General features: G+C 49.4%; 13 protein-coding genes. 8 read left to right on the forward strand and 5 right to left on the reverse strand.

The features are described from left to right. Window positions 1–25: 25 nt before the first annotated feature. From zwf to GWG06_RS11150, 3 genes are all read left to right on the forward strand, one after another. Window positions 26–1,531, forward strand: coding sequence for a glucose-6-phosphate dehydrogenase (gene zwf / locus GWG06_RS11140; RefSeq protein ID WP_160713329.1), 1,506 nt, complete (start codon window positions 26–28; stop codon window positions 1,529–1,531). A 150-nt stretch (window positions 1,532–1,681) separates the two neighbouring features. Continuing rightward, complete coding sequence (gene pgl / locus GWG06_RS11145) at window positions 1,682–2,407, forward strand: 6-phosphogluconolactonase (protein ID WP_160713331.1); 726 nt, start codon at window positions 1,682–1,684, stop codon at window positions 2,405–2,407. Window positions 2,408–2,592: 185 nt separating this feature from the next. Beyond that, the gene (locus GWG06_RS11150) at window positions 2,593–3,354 is read left to right on the forward strand and encodes an amidohydrolase family protein (protein ID WP_160713333.1); all 762 of its coding nucleotides are present in this window, start codon (window positions 2,593–2,595) and stop codon (window positions 3,352–3,354) included. A 153-nt stretch (window positions 3,355–3,507) separates the two neighbouring features. On the opposite strand, the gene GWG06_RS11155 is transcribed toward GWG06_RS11150, so the two are convergent. Further along, complete coding sequence (locus tag GWG06_RS11155) at window positions 3,508–5,067, reverse strand: FMN-binding glutamate synthase family protein (RefSeq protein WP_127044059.1); 1,560 nt, start codon at window positions 5,065–5,067, stop codon at window positions 3,508–3,510. A gap of 282 nt (window positions 5,068–5,349) precedes the next feature. Between GWG06_RS11155 and GWG06_RS11160 the strand changes: the two genes are divergently transcribed. The 5 genes from GWG06_RS11160 to GWG06_RS11180 all read left to right on the forward strand — a co-directional run bounded on the left by GWG06_RS11160 (window position 5,350) and on the right by GWG06_RS11180 (window position 13,674). Continuing rightward, window positions 5,350–7,959 carry a family 20 glycosylhydrolase gene (locus GWG06_RS11160; RefSeq protein WP_235938287.1) on the forward strand — a complete coding sequence of 870 codons (2,610 nt, stop codon included), beginning with the start codon at window positions 5,350–5,352 and terminating at the stop codon, window positions 7,957–7,959. Window positions 7,960–8,164: 205 nt separating this feature from the next. Continuing rightward, on the forward strand, window positions 8,165–10,351 hold the full coding sequence (locus GWG06_RS11165; RefSeq protein WP_235938289.1) for a carbohydrate binding family 9 domain-containing protein: 2,187 nt from the start codon (window positions 8,165–8,167) through the stop codon (window positions 10,349–10,351). 280 nt (window positions 10,352–10,631) lie between these two features. Next, window positions 10,632–11,987 (forward strand): TlpA family protein disulfide reductase, encoded by a 1,356-nt coding sequence (locus GWG06_RS11170; protein WP_160713335.1) that lies wholly within the window; start codon window positions 10,632–10,634, stop codon window positions 11,985–11,987. Window positions 11,988–12,213: 226 nt separating this feature from the next. Beyond that, window positions 12,214–12,495 (forward strand): HTH domain-containing protein, encoded by a 282-nt coding sequence (locus tag GWG06_RS11175; protein ID WP_127043747.1) that lies wholly within the window; start codon window positions 12,214–12,216, stop codon window positions 12,493–12,495. A gap of 465 nt (window positions 12,496–12,960) precedes the next feature. Beyond that, window positions 12,961–13,674 (forward strand): LytR/AlgR family response regulator transcription factor, encoded by a 714-nt coding sequence (locus tag GWG06_RS11180; protein ID WP_127043748.1) that lies wholly within the window; start codon window positions 12,961–12,963, stop codon window positions 13,672–13,674. A gap of 150 nt (window positions 13,675–13,824) precedes the next feature. Here the strand turns inward: GWG06_RS11180 and GWG06_RS11185 are convergent, their stop codons facing one another. From GWG06_RS11185 to GWG06_RS11200, 4 genes are all read right to left on the reverse strand, one after another. Continuing rightward, the gene (locus GWG06_RS11185) at window positions 13,825–14,517 is read right to left on the reverse strand and encodes an AcvB/VirJ family lysyl-phosphatidylglycerol hydrolase (RefSeq protein WP_160713337.1); all 693 of its coding nucleotides are present in this window, start codon (window positions 14,515–14,517) and stop codon (window positions 13,825–13,827) included. Window positions 14,518–14,664: 147 nt separating this feature from the next. Further along, on the reverse strand, window positions 14,665–17,250 hold the full coding sequence (locus GWG06_RS11190) for a phosphatidylglycerol lysyltransferase domain-containing protein (protein ID WP_160713339.1): 2,586 nt from the start codon (window positions 17,248–17,250) through the stop codon (window positions 14,665–14,667). Between the two features lie 99 nt (window positions 17,251–17,349). Then, window positions 17,350–19,002, reverse strand: a complete 1,653-nt coding sequence (locus tag GWG06_RS11195) for a T9SS type A sorting domain-containing protein (RefSeq protein WP_160713341.1) — start codon at window positions 19,000–19,002, stop codon at window positions 17,350–17,352. Next, a complete protein-coding gene (locus GWG06_RS11200) occupies window positions 18,980–19,891 on the reverse strand; it encodes a hypothetical protein (protein ID WP_160713343.1) in 912 nt (303 codons plus the stop codon). The genes GWG06_RS11195 and GWG06_RS11200 overlap by 23 nt, the downstream gene beginning before the upstream one ends. Between the last annotated feature and the right edge of the window lie 6 nt (window positions 19,892–19,897).

Here is a 19,897-nt window from a genome sequence, read left to right on the forward strand (position 1 = left end):
TCAAGTTCATTCTATAATTTAATATATGCAGATCCATAAACGCCCTCCTGCTTCCATACTCTTTATTTTCGGAGGCAGCGGCGATTTAAATTACCGGAAACTGACACCTGCGTTATACAATCTTTTTTTGGATGATTGGATGCCTGAGCAATTTGCTATTGCAGGCCTGGGTCGCAGCCCATACAGCAACGAAGATTATCATAAGCACCTGCTGGATGGTATCAGTAAGTTCTCACGCCGTAAGGGTGAACAAAATGGCCACTGGAAGGATTTCAGCCAACATGTTTCTTACCTGCAGCTCGATGCGGAAGATGCCGCCGCCTACGCCAAAATTACCGACCTGGTAAAAGAAAAGGAAGCAGAGTGGGGCGTACATCCCAACGTCATCTTCTATCTGGCCGTAGCGCCGCAGCTGGTACCCAATATCGCTACCCGGCTGGGTAACCTGAACCTGTGCAGCGATAAGCATTGTACCCGCATCGTGATCGAAAAACCATTCGGCCACGACCTGCAAAGCGCTCATGAACTGAATGAACTGCTCGCTGCCAAATTCACGGAAGAACAGATTTACCGTATAGACCACTACCTCGGTAAGGAAACGATTCAGAACATCCTGGCTTTCCGCTTCGCTAACGCACTGTTTGAGCCGGTATGGAACCGTAACTTCATTGAGAATATCCAGATCACCGCCGCCGAGAGCGTAGGCCTGGAAGGCCGTGGCGGCTATTACGAAAGAGCCGGCGCCCTGCGCGATATGGTGCAGAACCACATCCTGCAGATCCTCTGTATGATAGGCATGGAAGCCCCCGTTTCTTTCGACGCCAACGAAATCCGTAATAAAAAAGTGGATGTGCTCAACGCTATCCGCCGTATTACACCTGACAAAGTACACGAATACGCAGTACGCGGCCAATACGGCTCCGGCTGGAAGAAAGGTGAAAAAGTGGTAGGCTACCGCGAAGAAAAAGGAGTAGATCCCCATTCCAATGTGGAAACCTATGCCGCTGTTAAATTCTATATCGATAACTGGCGCTGGCAGGGCGTTCCCATCTACGTTCGTACCGGGAAATACCTGAACCAGAAAGCTACCAATATCATCATCCAGTTCAAAGAAGCGCCACATTATGCCTTCCCGCAGGAAGCCGCACAAACCTGGCGCCCGAACAGACTGACCATCAGCATCCAGCCGGAAATGGACATCCGTCTCCGCTTCCAGGCCAAACGCCCCGGTCAGACCATGACGCTGGACCCGGTAGATATGACCTTCAGCTACGACGCCGCCAACGGCGAACACGCCCCGGAAGCCTACGAAACACTGCTCCTGGACGTAATGGAAGGCGATGCTACCCTCTTCATGCGTGGCGACCAGGTAGACGCTGCCTGGAAAGTTATCATGCCCATCCTCGAAACCTGGGAAAACCGCACACCGCAGGACTTCCCGAATTATGCCCCCGACTCATGGGGCCCGGATGATGCGGATGCACTCATCGCGAGAGATGGTCATACATGGATTAATTTACCTTCTAAATAATTACGAATTACGAATTACGAATTACGAATGTTGAGCGAAGATCAAAGCGGAAATAACATTATAATGCTATTGTTATGCGGTTTTATCTCCGCTTTGTTCTTCGCTCAACATTCGTAATTCGCAATTCGTAATTCGTAATTCCCGACAATTATGGAATTACATATCGCCAAAGACCCGGTTCAGCTCAGTGAAAACGTAGCTGCCTGGATCAGTAACTATATCCTGGAAGTATTGCAGGAACAGGAACGCTTCTCCCTGGTGCTTTCCGGTGGCAGCACGCCTAAACAGCTGTTTGCCCTGCTGGCTAAAGCGCCTTATCAGCAGGTGATTCCCTGGGAAAAAATAGATTTCTTCTGGGGCGATGAAAGAGCCGTTCCGTTTGAAGATGAACGCAACAACGCCCGCATGGCCTTCGACGTACTACTCGATAAAGTACCCGTCAACCCGGAAAATATCCATGTCATGCGTACGGACATCCCACCGGAAGAAGCTGCCGCTGCATACGAAAAATTGCTGAAATCATATTTTAAGGAAGAAGAAAATACCTTTGACCTGGTATTGTTAGGCATGGGAGATGACGGACATACCCTGTCCCTGTTTCCCGGCCTGCCTATCGTACACGAACAGAAAGCCTGGGTGAAAGCCTTCTTCCTGAAAGCGCAGGATATGTACCGCATTACACTCACCGCACCGGTAGTTAATCAGGCATCCTGCGTACTTTTCCTGGCTACCGGCGCCAACAAATCCCTCACCCTGAAAAGCGTTATCGAAGGCACCTTCGATGCAGAGAAATACCCGTCTCAGCTTATCAGACCACAGGATGGTGAATTACACTGGTTTGTGGATGAAGCGGCTGCAAGCGCCATGGAAATATAACTGAAGTAATTACGAATTACGAATTGCGAATTACGAATGTAGAAGCGAAGAGCTAAACGTAGATTTAAGCGGATATTTTTAGTTATCCCCTTTAATCTACGTTTAGCTCTTCGCTTCTACATTCGTAATTCGCAATTCGTAATTCGTAATTTTTTCTGTAGCTTGTGCGTCATAAGCCATAGCATATGTTTGATAAGCCCATATTCGACGCGCATCTTCACATTATTGATCCTCAGTATCCTTTACAGCCAAATGAGGGATATCTGCCTCCTGCCTTTTCTGTTGCTGATTACAAGGAAAAAACAGCCGGACTGCACATTACCGGCGGTGCTGTTGTATCCGGATCTTTCCAGGGATTTGACCAGCAATACCTTATTGCTGCACTGGCCGCGCTGGGCCCCGGTTTTGCCGGTGTTACCCAGATACCTGCCAGCACTACCGACGAAGAAATTATAGCACTGCATCATGCCGGCATCCGCGCGGTACGCTTTAACGTACAACGGGGAGGCTCCGAAAGTATTAACCACCTCGAACAGCTGGCAGTGCGTGTTTATGATCTCGTGAAATGGCATGTGGAGCTTTATATCGATTCCAGGCAGCTGCCTGGCGTATCCACCACCCTGCAGCGGTTGCCGCGTGTGGTCATCGATCACCTCGGACTGTCAAAGGCCGGATTTAAACATTTATTACAACTGGTAGAAAAAGGCGCTACGGTAAAAGCTACCGGCTTCAGTCGCTGCGATTTTAATGTGCTGACCGCCATGCGGCAGATCACCGCCATCAATCCGGGCGCACTCATCTTCGGCACTGACCTCCCTTCCACCAGAGCCCCCAAACCCTTTACCGACAAAGATCTTAAACTTATCCTGCAGAACTTCCCTACCTCCCTTGCGGAAAAAATATGTTATCTGAATGCAAAGGAACTTTATGGGATAAATAATAATTAATTACGAATTACAAATTGCGAATTACGAATGTAAGCGCGAAGATTAAATCGAAGATTAAAGCTGATAACTATTAAGTATCCTCTTTTAATCTTCTTTTTGATCTTCGCGCTTACATTCGTAATTCGCAATTTGTAATTCGTAATTATTTCAGATCTACCAGTTTTCTATCGAAATCTCTTCCAGATGCTGCGCATCCAGCAGCTGCCCCTTTTTAGTGCTTGGATAGATGTCTTCGAAGGTGCGGACCTGATTCATGAAAACACGGCGGAAGATGTGTTTGCGGGTAATATGATGCGGATCTGCCAGTCCGATGGCGGCAGTGAGTTCTATGGCGCTTTCTATGGTGTCGCGGTGGTAGTTGGCGACCCGGTGTTTTTTATCGTCTACCACGAGGCCGGCGGCGAGCCATTTGTCCTGGGTAGCTACGCCGGTAGGACAGCGGTTGGTATTGCACAGCAGTGCCTGTATACAGCCGATGGCCATCATCATGGCGCGGGCGCTGTTGCAGGTATCGGCGCCGAGAGCCAGCGCACGCAGGATGTGGTAGCCGGTAAGTACCTTCCCGGAGGCAATGATTTTGATCCGGTTTCGTATATCGAAGCCCGTTAGGGTGTCATGCACAAATGCCAGGGCGTCCATCAGCGGCATGCCTACTGAGTTGGAGAATTCCGGAGGCGCCGCGCCGGTACCACCTTCTCCGCCATCGACCGTAATAAAGTCAGGGTAGATGTTGGTGGCCTGCATCGCCTTGCAGATAGCGTAGAATTCCCGCTGCTGACCGATACACAGTTTAAAACCTACTGGCTTGCCCTTGCTCAGATCGCGGAGCCGCTTGATAAACAGCATCATTTCACGTGGACTGCCAAACGCTTTATGATACGGAGGAGAGAAAACGGTTGTATGCGGCTTCACATGCCGGATGGCCGCTATCTCAGGCGTATTTTTAGCTGCCGGCAGAATACCGCCGTGACCGGGCTTCGCGCCTTGCGATAATTTCAACTCAATCATTTTTATCTGCGGCAGCGCACATTTCTCAGCAAAAAGACTGTCGGAAAAATTACCATTATCATCACGGCAGCCAAAATAACCGGTGCCGATCTGCCAGATAATATCGCCGCCCTGCTTCAGATGAAAATCGCTGATACCTCCCTCGCCGGTGTTGTGAGCGAAATTACCGATCCTGGCGCCTCCGTTCAATGCTTCCACCGCATTGGAGCTGAGAGAGCCGTAACTCATGGCGCTCACATTGAAGATGCTGGCAGAATAGGGCTGCAGGCAATCGCTGCCCCCGATGGTAACACGCGGATTTTTATTCATCGATTCAAAATCGCGCGGCTGTATGGAATGCGCCATCCACTCATACCCCTCCGCATATACGTTAAACTGCGTTCCGAAAGGCTGTGTGTCCAGCTCCCGCTTGGCGCGCTGGTAAATAGTGGAACGGTCCACACGGTTCACCGGGCTGCCGTCTATATCACTCTCCACAAAATACTGGTATATTTTAGGACGCAGGGCCTCCATCCAGTAACGCATTCGCCCCACTACCGGATAGTTGCGGATGATAGCGTGTTTGGTCTGCATCATGTCCAGCAAACCCATAATAATCACCGGCAGCAATAGTATCAGCAGCCAGTATACCCACGGGAAATAGTATCCCAGTGCAATTATCAGCAATAAGCTCACACAGGAAAATATGATGAATCCTTTGGCCATAAAACAATCGTTATTTGATTAAATATAAGTAAATAATCAGCAGTATCTGACCGGAAGGCCCACCGGGCACATACAGGCAGGTCAGCTGTTCCGGCACATTATATACACATGACGGATGCAGATTGTTGCCTGTCATCCCACTAATTTGCATATTTGCTTTATACGCTTTATTTTACAGGGCATCACAAATATTAGGGGGAGACACAACCGGGGTATTTGCCATTTATCAACCACCTCTTAACCATTATTGTAGCATCTAATTATTATTAATCTATATAAACCATGATGAGGCAAAAGTTTCTGGGAAAACTCGTGGCAACCGGATTATTGCTGACAGGCGCTGTACAAATACAGGCCCAGCAACCGGCACCATTCGACGCTTCCAGGTTAAAGTCCAGCTGGGAGGTGGTAGAAAACCACCACCAGGGAAAAGCTAAATTCCTGTCTGCTTTTACATTCGTAAATACCGGTAACAAGCCATTCCCGGCGAAAGGCTGGGCATTGTATTTCAACTTTGTACGAAGCGTAACGCCAGGCGTATTACCCGGAAATGTGAAGGTGGAAAATGTAAACGGCGACCTGTACAAATTTTCACCGGCAGACAACTTCACCGGAATCAATCCGGGCGACTCTATCAAACTGAATGTGGAAGGTGATGCCTGGGCAGTGAATTTTACGGATGCTCCCGCAGGATTTTATCTTGTCTGGGATAATCAGCCGGAGAAAGGCTTTCCGCTGAAAGATATTACAGTAAGGCCCTCCACTACTGCCAGACAACTGATGAGATACCCCGGCGATAAAACCGCAGTGGTAACGCCAACGGATATATTCAAACAGAATGCCGCCGTGAAAGATATTCCGGCTGCACAATTACCCCTCGTTTTCCCCACACCGGTTTCGTATACTGCTACCGGCGGAAATCTGGTGCTGGACGGCGTTCCCGCTGTTACCACCGATCCCGGCCTTGAGGCTACCGGCGAATTCCTGAAAAAAGAACTGGTAACGTTACTGGGTAAACGAAATGCTACGGGTAACAGCAGCATCGCTTTCAAAAATGACGCCTCCCTGGCTGCCAATGCCTATAAACTGCAGGTAACGCCCGCGGGTATTACCATTGCAGCCGGCAGCAGCGAAGGCGCCTTTTATGGTATACAGTCCCTGAAATCCCTTATAACACCTGCGGCATGGTCCGGTGTGCAGAAATCTGTCAGCATACCGGCAGTGCAGGTGACAGACTATCCGCGCTTCAACTACCGCGCCTTCATGATCGATGTGGCCCGCAACTACCACAACAAACGTGATCTGCTCCGCATCCTCGACATTATGGCGCTGTATAAACTGAATGTGCTGCACTACCACTTCAGCGATGATGAAGGATGGCGTCTGGAAATTCCTTCCCTGCCTGAACTCACGGAAATTGGCGGTAAACGCGGACATAGCAGCAACTGGAGAAATATGCTGCCGCCGTCCTACGGCTCCGGTCCTGATACCGCCAATGCTGCCGGCAGTGGCTTCCTCACCCGCAGTGAATTTATCGATGTGCTGCGCTATGCAACAGAAAGGCATATACGCGTTCTGCCGGAGATAGAAACGCCGGGGCATGCCCGCGCTGCGGTGAAATCTATGGAAACCCGCTACTACCGCCTGAAAGAACAGGGTAAACAAAAGGAAGCAGAAGAATACCTGCTGACAGATCTGCAGGATAAATCACAATACCGCTCCGTACAGAACTGGAACGATAACGTGATGAACGTAGCCCTGCCTTCTACCTACCGCTTCCTGGAAAAGGTAGTAGAGGAATTACAGGCTATGTATAGAGAAGCCGGCGCTCCGCTGCCGTCTATCCACATGGGCGGTGACGAAGTACCCAACGGCGTGTTCGAAAAATCTCCGGCCTGCCTGGCGCTGATGCAGCAAGACAGCTCCGTGAAAGATGTTAACGATCTCTGGTACTATTACTATAAGAAAGTCAATAACATCCTGCGCACCCGTGGCCTGGAGCTGGCCGGCTGGGAAGAAGCCGGTATGCGTAAAACCACGATCGACGGAGAAGCACAGAGCATTCCGAATCCTGACTTCGTCAACGATAATTTCCAGCTGAACGTATGGAACAACGTGATCGGCGGCGGACAGGAAGATCTGTCCTATCGCCTTGCCAATGCCGGTTATAAGGTAATTCTTTCCGGCGTAAGCAACTTCTACTTCGACATGGCCGCCATGAAATCCTTCGATGAACCAGGATTCTACTGGGGTGGATTTGTAGATGTGGATAAGCCTTTCTACTTCATTCCGTTCGACTACTACAAAAACTCGAAGGTAGACGGCCGCGGTAATCCGGTGACTCCTGCCATGTTTGTGGGTAAAGACCGCCTGACAGGTTTTGGACAGTCCAATATCCGTGGTATACAAGGTCTGCTGTGGAGTGAAACTGTTACCAGCTCCGACCGCATGGAATATATGATGCTGCCTAAGTTACTGGGGCTGGCTGAACGTGCGTGGGCACAGGATCCTGCGTGGGCGAGAGAAAAGGATACGGCAAAAGCTGACGCCATGTACGCACAGGCCTGGAGCGTATTCTCCAACGTACTCGGCAAACGTGAAATGCCCCGCCTCGATAACTATAACGGTGGCTACAACTGGCGTATCCCTACCGCAGGCACTTCCATCGAAGATGGTGTTGTCAGCGCCAACGTACAGCTTCCCGGACTCGTTATCCGCTACACTACTAACGGTGACGAGCCTACGATAAAAAGCCCTGTTTACACCAGCCCTGTCAAAGCCGCCGGAAAGGTGGTGAAACTGAAAGTCTTTAATACCCGTGGCCGCAGCAGCCGTACCACAACGGTAAAGGTTCCGCAGGTAGAGACGCAGTTGAAGAATAACAAGCTTTAATTACGAATTACGAATTGCGAATTACGAATTACGAATGAGGAGCGAAGACATAAGCAAAGAAGTAAATTCTTTATCCGCTTATGTCTTCGCTCCTCATTCGTAATTCGTAATTCGCAATTCGTAATTAACATTTCCATTCATCCTTTTTCTTCCTCCCTGCTTTTCTCTTTTTGTATTTTGTTTGCTGAACCCATAACTACTGACTGTGCGTATTATTCCACGTATATTATGCTGTTGTATGTTGTTGCCGCTGGCGGCGGTATCGCAGCAGCAACAGAAGAAAAACGGCAATTTTCACCTGCAGATGCGCAGGGCTTCTTCTCCGGTAAAGATTGATGGCGTTATTGATGAACAGGCATGGAAGGATGCCGGCATCACGACGGGATTTCATATGGTGCTGCCGATGGATACCAGTGCTGCGCGACTGCGTACGGATGTGCGGATGACATATGACCAGCAGTATATTTACCTGCTGGTGGAAAATTATACAGAAGGCGACGGGCCATATATGGTGGAATCGTTGCGGCGTGATTTTGCCTTTCTGAAGAATGATAACTTTTTGCTGTTCATGGATCCGTTCGATGATCAGACCAACGGTTTCTCCTTTGGTGCAAATGCTGCAGGGGCGCAATGGGACGGGCTGATGTACGATGGCGGAAAAGTAGATCTCAGCTGGGATAACAAATGGACATCGGTAGTTAAGAACTATCCCGATAAATGGGTGTTTGAGGCAGCCATACCTTTTAAAACCATCCGTTACAAAAAAGGGATTACTACCTGGGGAATCAATTTCAGCCGCAATGATCTGAAGTCAACGGAGAAATCGGCCTGGGCGCCGGTACCACGGCAGTTTGCCACCGCTTCGCTGGCATATACCGGTAATCTCGACTGGGACGCACCTCCGCCGGATGCCGGCCCTAATATATCCCTGATTCCCTACCTGCTGGGAGGTATTTCCAAAGATTATGAGAAGGGCGCTCCCGCCAAGTATCGCCGGGATGCCGGACTGGATGCAAAGGTGGCGGTTACATCTTCCTTAAACCTGGACCTGACAGTGAATCCCGATTTCTCGCAGGTAGATGTAGATAAGCAGGTGACCAACCTGGACAGGTTCGAATTATTTTTTCCGGAGAGAAGACAGTTTTTTCTGGAGAATGGAGATCAGATGTCCAACTTCGGATACGCGAATATCCGGCCGTTCTTTTCGCGGCGTATAGGTCTTGGCGTTCCCATTCATTTTGGCGCACGCCTCAGCGGAAAACTGAATAAAAACTGGCGGCTGGGTGTGATGAATATGCAAACCGGACGGCAGGAAGAGAGTGGTTTGCCGGCGCAGAACTTTACCGTGGCGGCATTGCAGCGCCGCGTGTTTTCCCGTTCCAACCTGGGCTTTATTTTTATTAATAAGGAGTCGTTGAATTATGATCCGTCCAGGGTAACAGACAAGACGGTCTATTCCCGCTATAACCGTAATATGGGACTGGAGTACAATCTGGCTTCCTCCAATAACTTCTGGACCGGTAAAGCCTTGCTGCTGAAGTCTTACAGCCCCGGAAAGAGCGGTCATGATTTTGTGCATGCAGCCAATCTGCAGTATACCAGTAAAGTATGGAACATCAGCTGGCAGCATGAATATGTAGGCCGTAACTATAACGCAGAAGTAGGGTATGTGCCCCGGCAGGGATACATCAAGCTGATGCCCCAGGTGACAAGGCTGTTCTTTCCGTTGTCGGGAGCCGTGCTGAGTCATGGTCCGCAGGTGACCGCCACCTACATTACAGACGAAAAGTTCAGCCGTACGGATAATGAAACGATGCTGAACTATGGTATCGTTTTCCGAAAGCGTAATACATTGAATATCTGGGCGTCTGATACTTATATCAGGCTGCTGCAGCCGTTTGATCCTACAAATACGCGGAAAGACAGTATGCTGACAGGCTCAGAACATAGCTGGCGTACGGTGGGAGCGGATTATGTTTCCAGGCCGCAGAGTTTATTCACCTATTCCTTGTCTGCCCGCTATGGCGGCTATTATGGCGGTGGCAAGCGGCTGATGACCAATGCGGAGCTGGGCTACCGTTTCCAGCCATATGTGAGTATTGCGCTGAGCGCCAACTACAATCATATACAGCTGCCGCAACCCTGGGGTACCAATTCTTTCTGGCTGGTGGGGCCGCGTCTGGATGTAACGATGACGAATACACTGTTTTTCACCGGGTTTATGCAGTATAACGAACAGCAGAAAAATATCAATTTAAATACCAGGTTCCAGTGGCGTTATCGTCCGGCCTCGGATCTGTTTATTGTTTATACGGATAACTACCTCCCGGAACCATTTTACGTCAGGAACCGGGCGCTGGTGTTGAAGCTGGTTTACTGGTTTAATATCTAGTTGCAACACCTTTTTGAGTCTATAAAACGCAATGCCGGCGGGCCTTTCAGGTTCGCCGGTTTTTTTATGCATTATTTATTCCTGTTAATGTAAGCGCGTTAAGAACTCATTAACATTTCAGTATTTTATTCCTGTTATCATTGTAATCCATAATACAATGGCCGCATCCTAAAACAGCTCAAAACATCAAAGTTTTCATTTACTATCGTTGTGAATACATCTCCCTGCGGTTTTTACCATGGGGATTTTTTTTGTTTATCAACTATCTAAATCGTGAATTATGTTCCTGAGCCTTGAAAAATTGTCACTCCTGTTAGCGGGCAGCATACTGGCCGCTATCTCTTTATCAGCTCAGCCCGGTACGGTTATCGGCGGAAAGTTTGCCGGCAGGGGAGGAGCGAAGGTATCGCTTTCTTATTGGGAAGAGCCGGGTATATCGCCGGCCGTCACAAGGGATACGCTGCTGCAGCGGGATACGTTTTGTTTTCGTTTGCCGCGGTATAGCAGGCCGCTGGTATTTTTTTATGCAGATGCCGGTGCTGGTAATCATTTCTATGGCACTGTCAGGATGGGCGACAGTGTATTCATCCGGTTTGAAGAAGATACTGTTATATTCAGCGGTGGTGGTGCAGTGGCCTGCAGGGCACAGTATCTCGCGGGGCGTGCGCAGCAGCATATATTGCCGGGAGGAACTGCTCCGGAAGCCATGGCCGCCTGTTACAGGCTGCGGCTGACGGCCGCGGAGAAGGTATTGCAGTTTTATCGTGACAGTCTTTCTGCCAGCCAGTTTCAGGTGATCCGTGCCAATGTGCTGGGAGAAACCGCGGGGCTGTTGCTGAGTTGTTTATGGAAGTATCCGCCGGACAGTACGCGGCCAGACCGGCAGGCGGCATGTTACCGTCAGCAGATAGCGCCTGCATTACCGGTCATTGCGGCAACGGATACTACGGTAATGGCTATACGTTATTTGCATTTTCTGCTTCAACGGGCAGAGGCCGATTGTTTCCTGCAGCAAGGCGCCCAGTTCAGCGACCAGGGTGTTTATGAATGGATCAAGGCCCGCTACAACGGTGTACTGCGCGATAAGCTGCTGGCGCATCAGTTACTACAGGGACTTGCAGCAGGAGGCCAACAGGATGAACTGGCGCTGTGTGCCCGCGATTATCTCTCGTTTGTGCAACATCCAGGATGCAGGCAGTTGATAGCCTCCCGCTACGGTATCATCAGGAAGGGCGTCCGTAAAGGAATGCCCGCGCCGGTGTTTAGTCTGCCTGATAATAACGGCCGCTCCTGGGATCTCCGCACACTCAGCGGAAAGGTAGTACTCCTGCATTTCTGTGATGCTGGTGATCCGTTACTGAATACCCTGACGGAAATTAAACCCTGTTTTAGTAAAGAGGAGGTAGTCTTTTTTCATATAGGCCGCGATGTGCATTCCCTTGTAAAGTACCCTGGTATTCCATTGCAGGCGGATGGACGCTTACAGGAATTATCAGAGCAATATAGTATTAGTCAGTATCCCGCACTGATTATTATCGGTAAAAACGGACAGATTTATGCGACCAGACCGCCGGATCCCGCTGCAGATCACGGTACAGCACTAACCAATATTATTTATGCCGCACTCCTGCAGTAATTTTTTTGTTGCCTGTTACTCAATATTTAGTCACTGCGGGCGTTAGTAAAATGGTACGCAGACGGACCGCATCAGCGCCATTGACCCGCAGCCGATTTTTGAGAAACCTGTTTAAATCAAGGCAATAATATTTACATTTAAATATATATATAGGAATCTTGGTTTAATCCTGCACATTATCGTATATTCAGTAATACATCATAACCGTTAAGCCCCTCTATGCCACATGCCAAAGCGTTATTTTGACCGACTTCAGACCATTGATTACCTGATCAGGATCAAAGGGACCGGTAAGCCAGCTCAGTTAGCCAAGCGGCTTCGTATTTCCGAAAGAACACTCTATGAATTCCTCAAAATGATGAAGGAGTTAGGTGCTCCCATTGAGTACGACCGGTACAAAGAAAGTTACTATTACTCTGAAAAAGGCGGATTCAACATCCGGTTCACCAAGAACCTGGTTACCGTGAGTATGGTAATGCTTCTCTTCCTGACCACAAATCTATGGTAGCAAGTTAGCGCACTGACCGAGTTAACCGGCCTGCCTGTTACCTCCCACTGCGCCTCAGCCGCCCTTTCGGGCCTAAGATCCTGGGAACCGGCCGCCGCCGGCAGAATCTTTTGTTAAATTCATTGAAAAATGGATAGGGTAAAGTGTTGTAACCGCAACGCTCGCCTTGTCCATTTTTCATATGCACTGAACCTTAACACGCCATTAACCAATGCCATAATTTTTTAACCCATATTTATCAGGCAAAATAACCTGACTGTATAAGCCATTTCCAGAACACAACGCCGGCATTATCATCCAGGTAAAGGAATCAATATTTATATTATCTTTTTTTATAACGCGGTTTAGATTAGATTTTAGATAATACGCAGGTCTCTCTCCAGTCACCTGCTCTATTTCAATGTCTATGCTAACTGAAACCGCCGGCAATAAATTATTGTATTCGCATTATTCAATTATGGTCCCATGATGTTGAATTGTATGATGCTGGGTACCACCCCGCATGGTTTTGAAGCATTGGAAAACTACCTGGAAGATGTTCCGTTCGCTGCACTTTCCCATCGATGCAACTCCCTGAAAGAAGCCAATACCCTGCTGCAATCCGCTCAGGTGCAGGTGGTCTTCCTCGGACGGCACCTCGATGAAATGAAAAGTCCCCCCTTTGCCGCGCTGGAACCGGTAAACAAGCTCCCCCTCCTGGTATTGTCCTATCCCGGCGATGCAGCCTTCCCCTTCGTTATCCATGCGATAGAAGTGCTGTCATTACCCTTTACCTTTAATAGCCTGTACGAATCACTCCAGAAAATATTCAACCTGATCAACATGGAAGATCATACAATTACCCAACCAGAACAATCCGGCGCTCACTTCATTTTAAGATGCGATAACCGCCACGAGAAAATTGCCTATAACGACCTCCGGTATGTAGAAGTAATGGATGACCATATTCTCCTGCACCTCCACGACCAGCACATCGCCACCACCGAAACCCTCGAATGGATCATGTCCCGGTTACCCGTTTCCGAATTCATGCGGGTACACCGCTGGTTCGTTGTTGCCCTCCGGCACGTTACGCATATAGGTGAAGATCATATTCAGGTAGGACCAGCGAGGATTCCGGTAACGCCGCAGGCAGGAATGGTACTGGCTGCAAGACTTAGAGAACAAGGGGAGTTTTAATTACGAATTACGAATTGCGAATTACGAATGTAGAAGCGAAGATTAGAACGAAGATTAAAGGTGATAAGGTATTAAGCATCACGTTCAATCTTCGTTTTAATCTTCGCTTCTACATTCGTAATTCGCAATTCGCAATTCGTAATTTAAAATCTAATGGTTACGCATTGCCTCCACTATCTTCCCCGCTACTCCATTCGCGTCTTCATCATAAGTATGGCCGCCGGGAAGTACCAGCTTGCGGTAGTGCGGGAGTGTAATATCTTTCAGCAGAAGATCTTTTTCTGATTCCCCGAAAATAAGCAGTACGGGTTTGGTGGTTATTTTGTTTATCTCAGCAGGCACATTCATGCCTTTCTTACCTGATTTTCCCAGCATATCAGACAAATGTACTTCCATATCTGTCACCTTTGAAGGAGACAGAAATACCAGCTGCTGCACCTTGCCGGCTATTGCATCAGGCAGATGATTGAAAATGAAAGGTAATACATCAGCCCCCATGGAATAAGCGATCAGGATGATGCCGTTATTGCTGTTCCAGGCTGCCTGATAATGCTGAATCAGTGCCGTTACGTCTGCAGCTGCCTGCTGCGGCGATTTCTTATTCCAGAAATATTTCAATGCATTCAATGCCACCACCGGGTAATGCTGCTGACTGAATGCTGCTATCATATTCACGGAAAACTTTTTCATCCCGCCATCACCGGTAATGTATAATATCAGTGGCAATGTACTGCCCGCCGGCGGCGGCTTCACCTGCACCGGCAAACTGCTGACCGGGCTCTGGGCCCGCATTCCCAATGTCATCACCATGAACAGGAGCATCCCCGCTAAATGTTTCTTCATATTGTAAATGTATCGCCTTCGGAAAGAATTTAGAGATTTACGGATTTTGGAATTTTGAGATTTAAAATGCAGCAAATGTTATCCGCGAAGATCTTTGCTGCATTTTAAATCTCAAAATTCCAAAATCTCAAAATTCCAAAATCTTTTCTACGGTTGCATCACCTTGCTCAGCGCTACCGGCAGCTGCAGCAGGTCAAAATCATGTTCGTAAATAAGGTATTTGTTGGTCCAGTGGGTGGCGTATTTGTCCTTGAACTCGCGCAGCCCCTGATAGTGGCGGAAGAACCGCAGCTTTTCGTAGGCGTATTTGACCATTCTTTCAGCGGTAGTCTGCGGCTGACTGATACCGGACATGGGTACCATACCGAGGTTGAGGAACTGTAATTCTTTCTGCTGCGCATCCTGAATCAGGGCGATGATCAGCGCGTCCATGACGCCGCCGGGTGCATCGGAACGCTTGCGGATAAGATCATAGGTACAGCCGCCGGGTGTGTAGTCCGGAATGATGTTCAGAAAGGCGGCAATACAGCCGCTGGCATCTGTAACGGTGATGATGTCCTGCTCCCGGATGGAGGCGGCATCGAACAGACCCTGCGAAAAAGTCATCTCCTTCACTTCATATTGCTGCAGCCACTCGTCGCTGACCGCTTTCAGGGAGGCTATCATTTCAGGCGACTGCGGCGCAGCGTGGAAGGCTGTAGTGAAGCCTTTGTTAGCCAGGCTGTTAAGTCCGTTGCGCAAGGATTTTTTATCTTTTCCGCTCAATGTGAAATTGCGTATATCCATGATGGCCTCCTGGCCTATCAGCATCTTCTTCTTCTTCAGCTGACTGAAATAATAGGTGCTGTCTTCATCCACCCGGTAGAAGGCCGGCCGCAGGCCCATCTGCCTGCATTGCTGTTCAAACTCTTCCAGCATCAGCAGCTTGTTATCTTCGCTGCAGACAGGTTCTTCCAGCACAATAGCAAAACTGCTCGCTACACGGTAGGCGATAAACCCTTCATATTGCTGCGATACAAATAATAATTTGTCCTGACCCACTTTGAAATAATCCATCGGCGAATCGCCATACTGGCTGAGATAGAAACGTGCCTTCTCCAGTGCAGTATTGGTTTGCTGGGTAACATGCAGGTAAGGGCGGATGATGGTATAAAACAGGAATGCCCACGAACTCACGCCCAGCACACGTATGGCAGACATGAACTCCTTGCCGAAACGGGTAATGGGTTTCAGCCCGTCGTCTTCCAGCAGCATAAAGCAATGGAACGCATGGCGTAAAGACTGCTGCCAGGTGAATTCCATCCCGAAATGCCGCACCTTCAGAAAATAGAACCCGATAGTGCCGAAAAACAACACCAGCCAGAAAGTGGCTACTGCCGTGACTACGCCTATGTTCACCAGCTGCGGATTACTTTTTACACGGTACTGCCGTGCCGTAATCAGCAAGATAATGCTGGTAATCATGGCCAGGCTTGCTTCTTCATAATCCAGGGCTTTGCCTATATGTCCCAGTACAGACAACAGCGATACTGATAACGCTACTATCCATGCACTGCGCAATCCCCTGAACAAAAAGGTGGCGGTAACCAGCAATACCAGTCCGGAGAATACCACCAGCAGGTTAGACGCATGGATGGAAGTACCCGGAATGTAGGCCCGGAGCAGGTGTACGCGGTTGTATAACGGTGGCGTCAGTACGGAGAATATGTTTACCATCCCCAGCAGAAAAATCAGGATCGGCGGCAGCAGGCGCAGAACCAGGTCGCGGCCTTTCAGGGCAAATGCTATCATACCGGCGGCCAGCGGCAGCCAGAACTCGAACAGCCTGAACAACAGCGTTATTTCCAGCGCCTGCAAGGTGCTGAAGCCATAATTGCTGAGCAGGTAGGCCAGCGATAGTTCGATGGCGCCCAGCCCTCTCAGGAAGGGAGAAATAATCAGGAAGATGGTGGCTACAATGTACCCAACGCAGGCAGCTTCCAGCGAAGGCGTAGCGCCTACGGCCACCATACTGATATAGAGATGCGCTACTCCTGCCACTTCTATCAGCACGGAAGCCAGTACTGTATTGGTAAAGGCAATGCCCGAAAGCTGAAAGGAGAATAATTCATCCAGTGTATGGGTGGCTGACGGAAAATATTGAATGAGCAGCCGGTAAGCCTTTCCTTTCCGCTGCACAGACCGCACGAGCCATACTACAGCCGCCAGCAGCAGGCTGATAATGCCCAGCCCTCCGGCAGCGCCCTTCATACTGGCCGTATGCAGCATGGCATAAAGTACTACCGGAATACCCACCAGAAATACAGATAATATCCCTACGTATCCGTAGATCCCTGATGCCTGATGAATCTGTTGTTTGTGTAACTGTGTACGGCGCAGGTTTTGTGGCACATACGCCAGGGAACTGATGCCGCCGGCCGGCAGGAATACTGAGAGCAGGTTACGCTTCAGAAATAATTCGGCGCCGTGAAAAGTATTCAGCCGTGCGCCTACAGCCCTGAAGCTGCATACGTACATCAGCGCCTGGAGCAGTATGTAAATGCCTGTCAGCGCTACTCCGCCCAGGACCCAGTTACGGTCGGCCCGCTGAATGGCAGGCATCAGCGAAGAAAGTTCATGACGCTGTGAACGAAAAAAATAAATGGCCAATAATATGAATAGTACAGCAAGCAGTTCTTTCCAATGGAGTTTGCGTAGAAAAGATGCTGACAGTATTTGTTTTCCGGAAGGCATGGTAATGGTGTACTTACAGGTTTAACAAGCAAAGTTAAACCTGCACTCCCAGGAAACCCGTCGGCAGCGCATACTTTAATGGTATTTTAATCTGCTGCGCTACTCTGCCAGTACAATTTTTACAACATACAGTATCTGGTTATCCTCTCCGATGAATTGCAGGAAATACGTACCGGAGGCGAGTCCTGCCGGAATGTTCATTTCATAGTAGTTCCTGGTTTGCATGGGTTGGAGATATTGTTGCGACTGTATCCGTCTGCCTGGCACATCTATCAGTGAGATAGCCTTCACGTGCATGGCAGCGCCGTAATAGATGTGTATCACGCGTCCCTGCACAGGGTTGGGCCATACAGTGATGATGTCTTCAGAATATTTACCCCGCACCAGCCGTATCGGGCTATAGAAGAAGGTGCCGTCTGTCATCTGTACTTTCAGCCGGTAGAAAATAAATCTGTCCTGTGGCTGATAATCGGTAATACGGTAGCCGGTAGGGAAGAAGCTGATACCGCCGGGAGCGCTGCTTCTCACAAATCCGATGGAATCGAAATTGCTGCTGCCGGCATATTTGCGTTCAATAGTGAAACCGGCGCAGAAGTATTCCCTGCCGGTGATCCATTGTAATACAACGGAATCGTTGCCGACAGCCTTGCGGAATGCCTCAAAGAATTGCAGGGTTGTTTTACCCGGACTGTTCACGGTTTCTGCTACCAGGCTGGTGAAATAGTTGGAGGTATGGAGATGTTGAAAAAGACGGGTACCGTAGGCCGCCTGGTTGTCCGGCACGCCGGTGGTAAAGATACTGGGAGAAACCGGTGCGCTGCGCCGTGCTGCCACATCCCAGCCGGTGTCAATAAACCGGGCGAGGTAGCTGGTGTTGCGGTTGGCTTCAAATACAGGACCTTCGTCTGACAGGCCATGGACCAGCGACAGCGCTATGGTGGCATCAGGCTGGGAAACATCCATCTGCCATGTTTTATTGACGCTGGTGAGATAGAGGTTAGGGCCGGTGGTAAGCTGCTGGTATACACTATCCTTAACGCCTATACGAATACTGGCGGTAGCGCCGCGATTCTCTGCGGCTGCCGGCGTAAAGCTCTCCGGCTTTGTTCCCACAGGGAAAACGACTTTCTGGTCATTGATGGAAATATTATTTCTGTAGAGAAATCCGCCGCCGGTAACAATGAAATTCCGGGGAGAATAATTTCGTATATCCCCTGGCGTATGTTGTCCCATGATCAGATTCCAGCCATGCAGAAATACATGTCCCCGCCGGAGATCCAGCATATTCACCACTTTCAGGTCGCTGAAATCTTCCAGTGCTATACCTGGTATATTTTCTACGCTGAGGTTGGGAAAGCTGGGCCCCGTATTCATGGCGGCGCTGAAGCCGCCGCTGATGTATTGCAGGGAAGAGGAGCGTGTCTGCATAAAGCGGAATAGTCCGCCGGCAGCACTGAACCCGTCTGTGCTTTCATCGCGTATAATGGCCTGTGCGCCGTTCTTCCAGCGTAATCCGTAGAAGTTGATTACCGTGCCGGTGGGAGAGAGGATGTTCCCTTCGTTAATCATGTCGCCGAAAATGGAAATGGTATCTGCGGCAAACAGCCCTATCTGCGTGTTGGGGTGCAGCCATGTGGCCGACTGCCCCCGCAGCTGAAGGGAAACGATCAGGAAGATCAGTAAGGATAATATGTATTTTTTATGCCGGATAGATGAATATGTTTGATGGTTAATAGCCGGTAACGACGACAAAAATCTTAAAGCTCGACGTGGCCTGTACCAGTGAGTTGATTGCCCCGAGCAGAAGTCCTGTGCCCGTATAGGTAGTTATGTTTACGGTAGTGAGTGAATAGCTGAGTACAAAAGGAAGAGGCGTATCAAGGGAACTGGCGCCTCCTCTTCCCTGCAGCTGTATACTCAGTATTTTGGTGAAGCCTGCCGAGCTGATATTGGCAACTCCTACGCCACTGGTATTGGTAGTGATAGAGTCTGCCCATATTTTTACCTGATTGCTGACAGCGCCTGCACCATTATAGAATAGCGGCTGCGGCGCAGCGCGTACCACATTGCCGGAGGCATCCACGCCTAACGCACCTGCACCCGTTGTTACAGGAGATGCGCTGGTGAGATTTTCTATCCGTATGCCGGATTGATTGGCGGCCACTGATTTTACATGTAAGGTTGTTCCCGGTGTATTGGTGCCTACACCCACATTTCCGGTGGAGGAAACAGTGATGCGTTGCGTATTGCCGGTACGGATCACAAGACCTTTTGCATCTGTGGTGCCCAGAAATTTAGTGATGGTATCTGTGCCCGCGTTGCCTGTCTGCAACCAGTTGTTGCCGCTGAGAGACGCACTGTCCTTAACGGGCGCCCATGCACCGTTTCTTCGTATCAGCAGGCTTTTGGAAGGAACGTGATAAATCAGCATCCCATCCGGCGACGTATTCAGCGGAGCTACAGCCGTATCCTGTATTCTTGGCAGCAGCAGCCCCTGCTTACTGGCTTTCACTTCCAGCAGCGCCGCTTTTGTAGTGGTGGCAATGGTATCTGTCAGTAGTAACTGTTGCGCCTGTACGAAATTATACAGCAAGGATAACAGCCCAATGAAGACACTGTACCGTAGGATTTTTTTAAGCATGTAGAA

Source organism: Chitinophaga solisilvae, from assembly GCF_009928525.1.
Taxonomy (GTDB): Bacteria; Bacteroidota; Bacteroidia; order Chitinophagales; family Chitinophagaceae; genus Chitinophaga; species Chitinophaga solisilvae.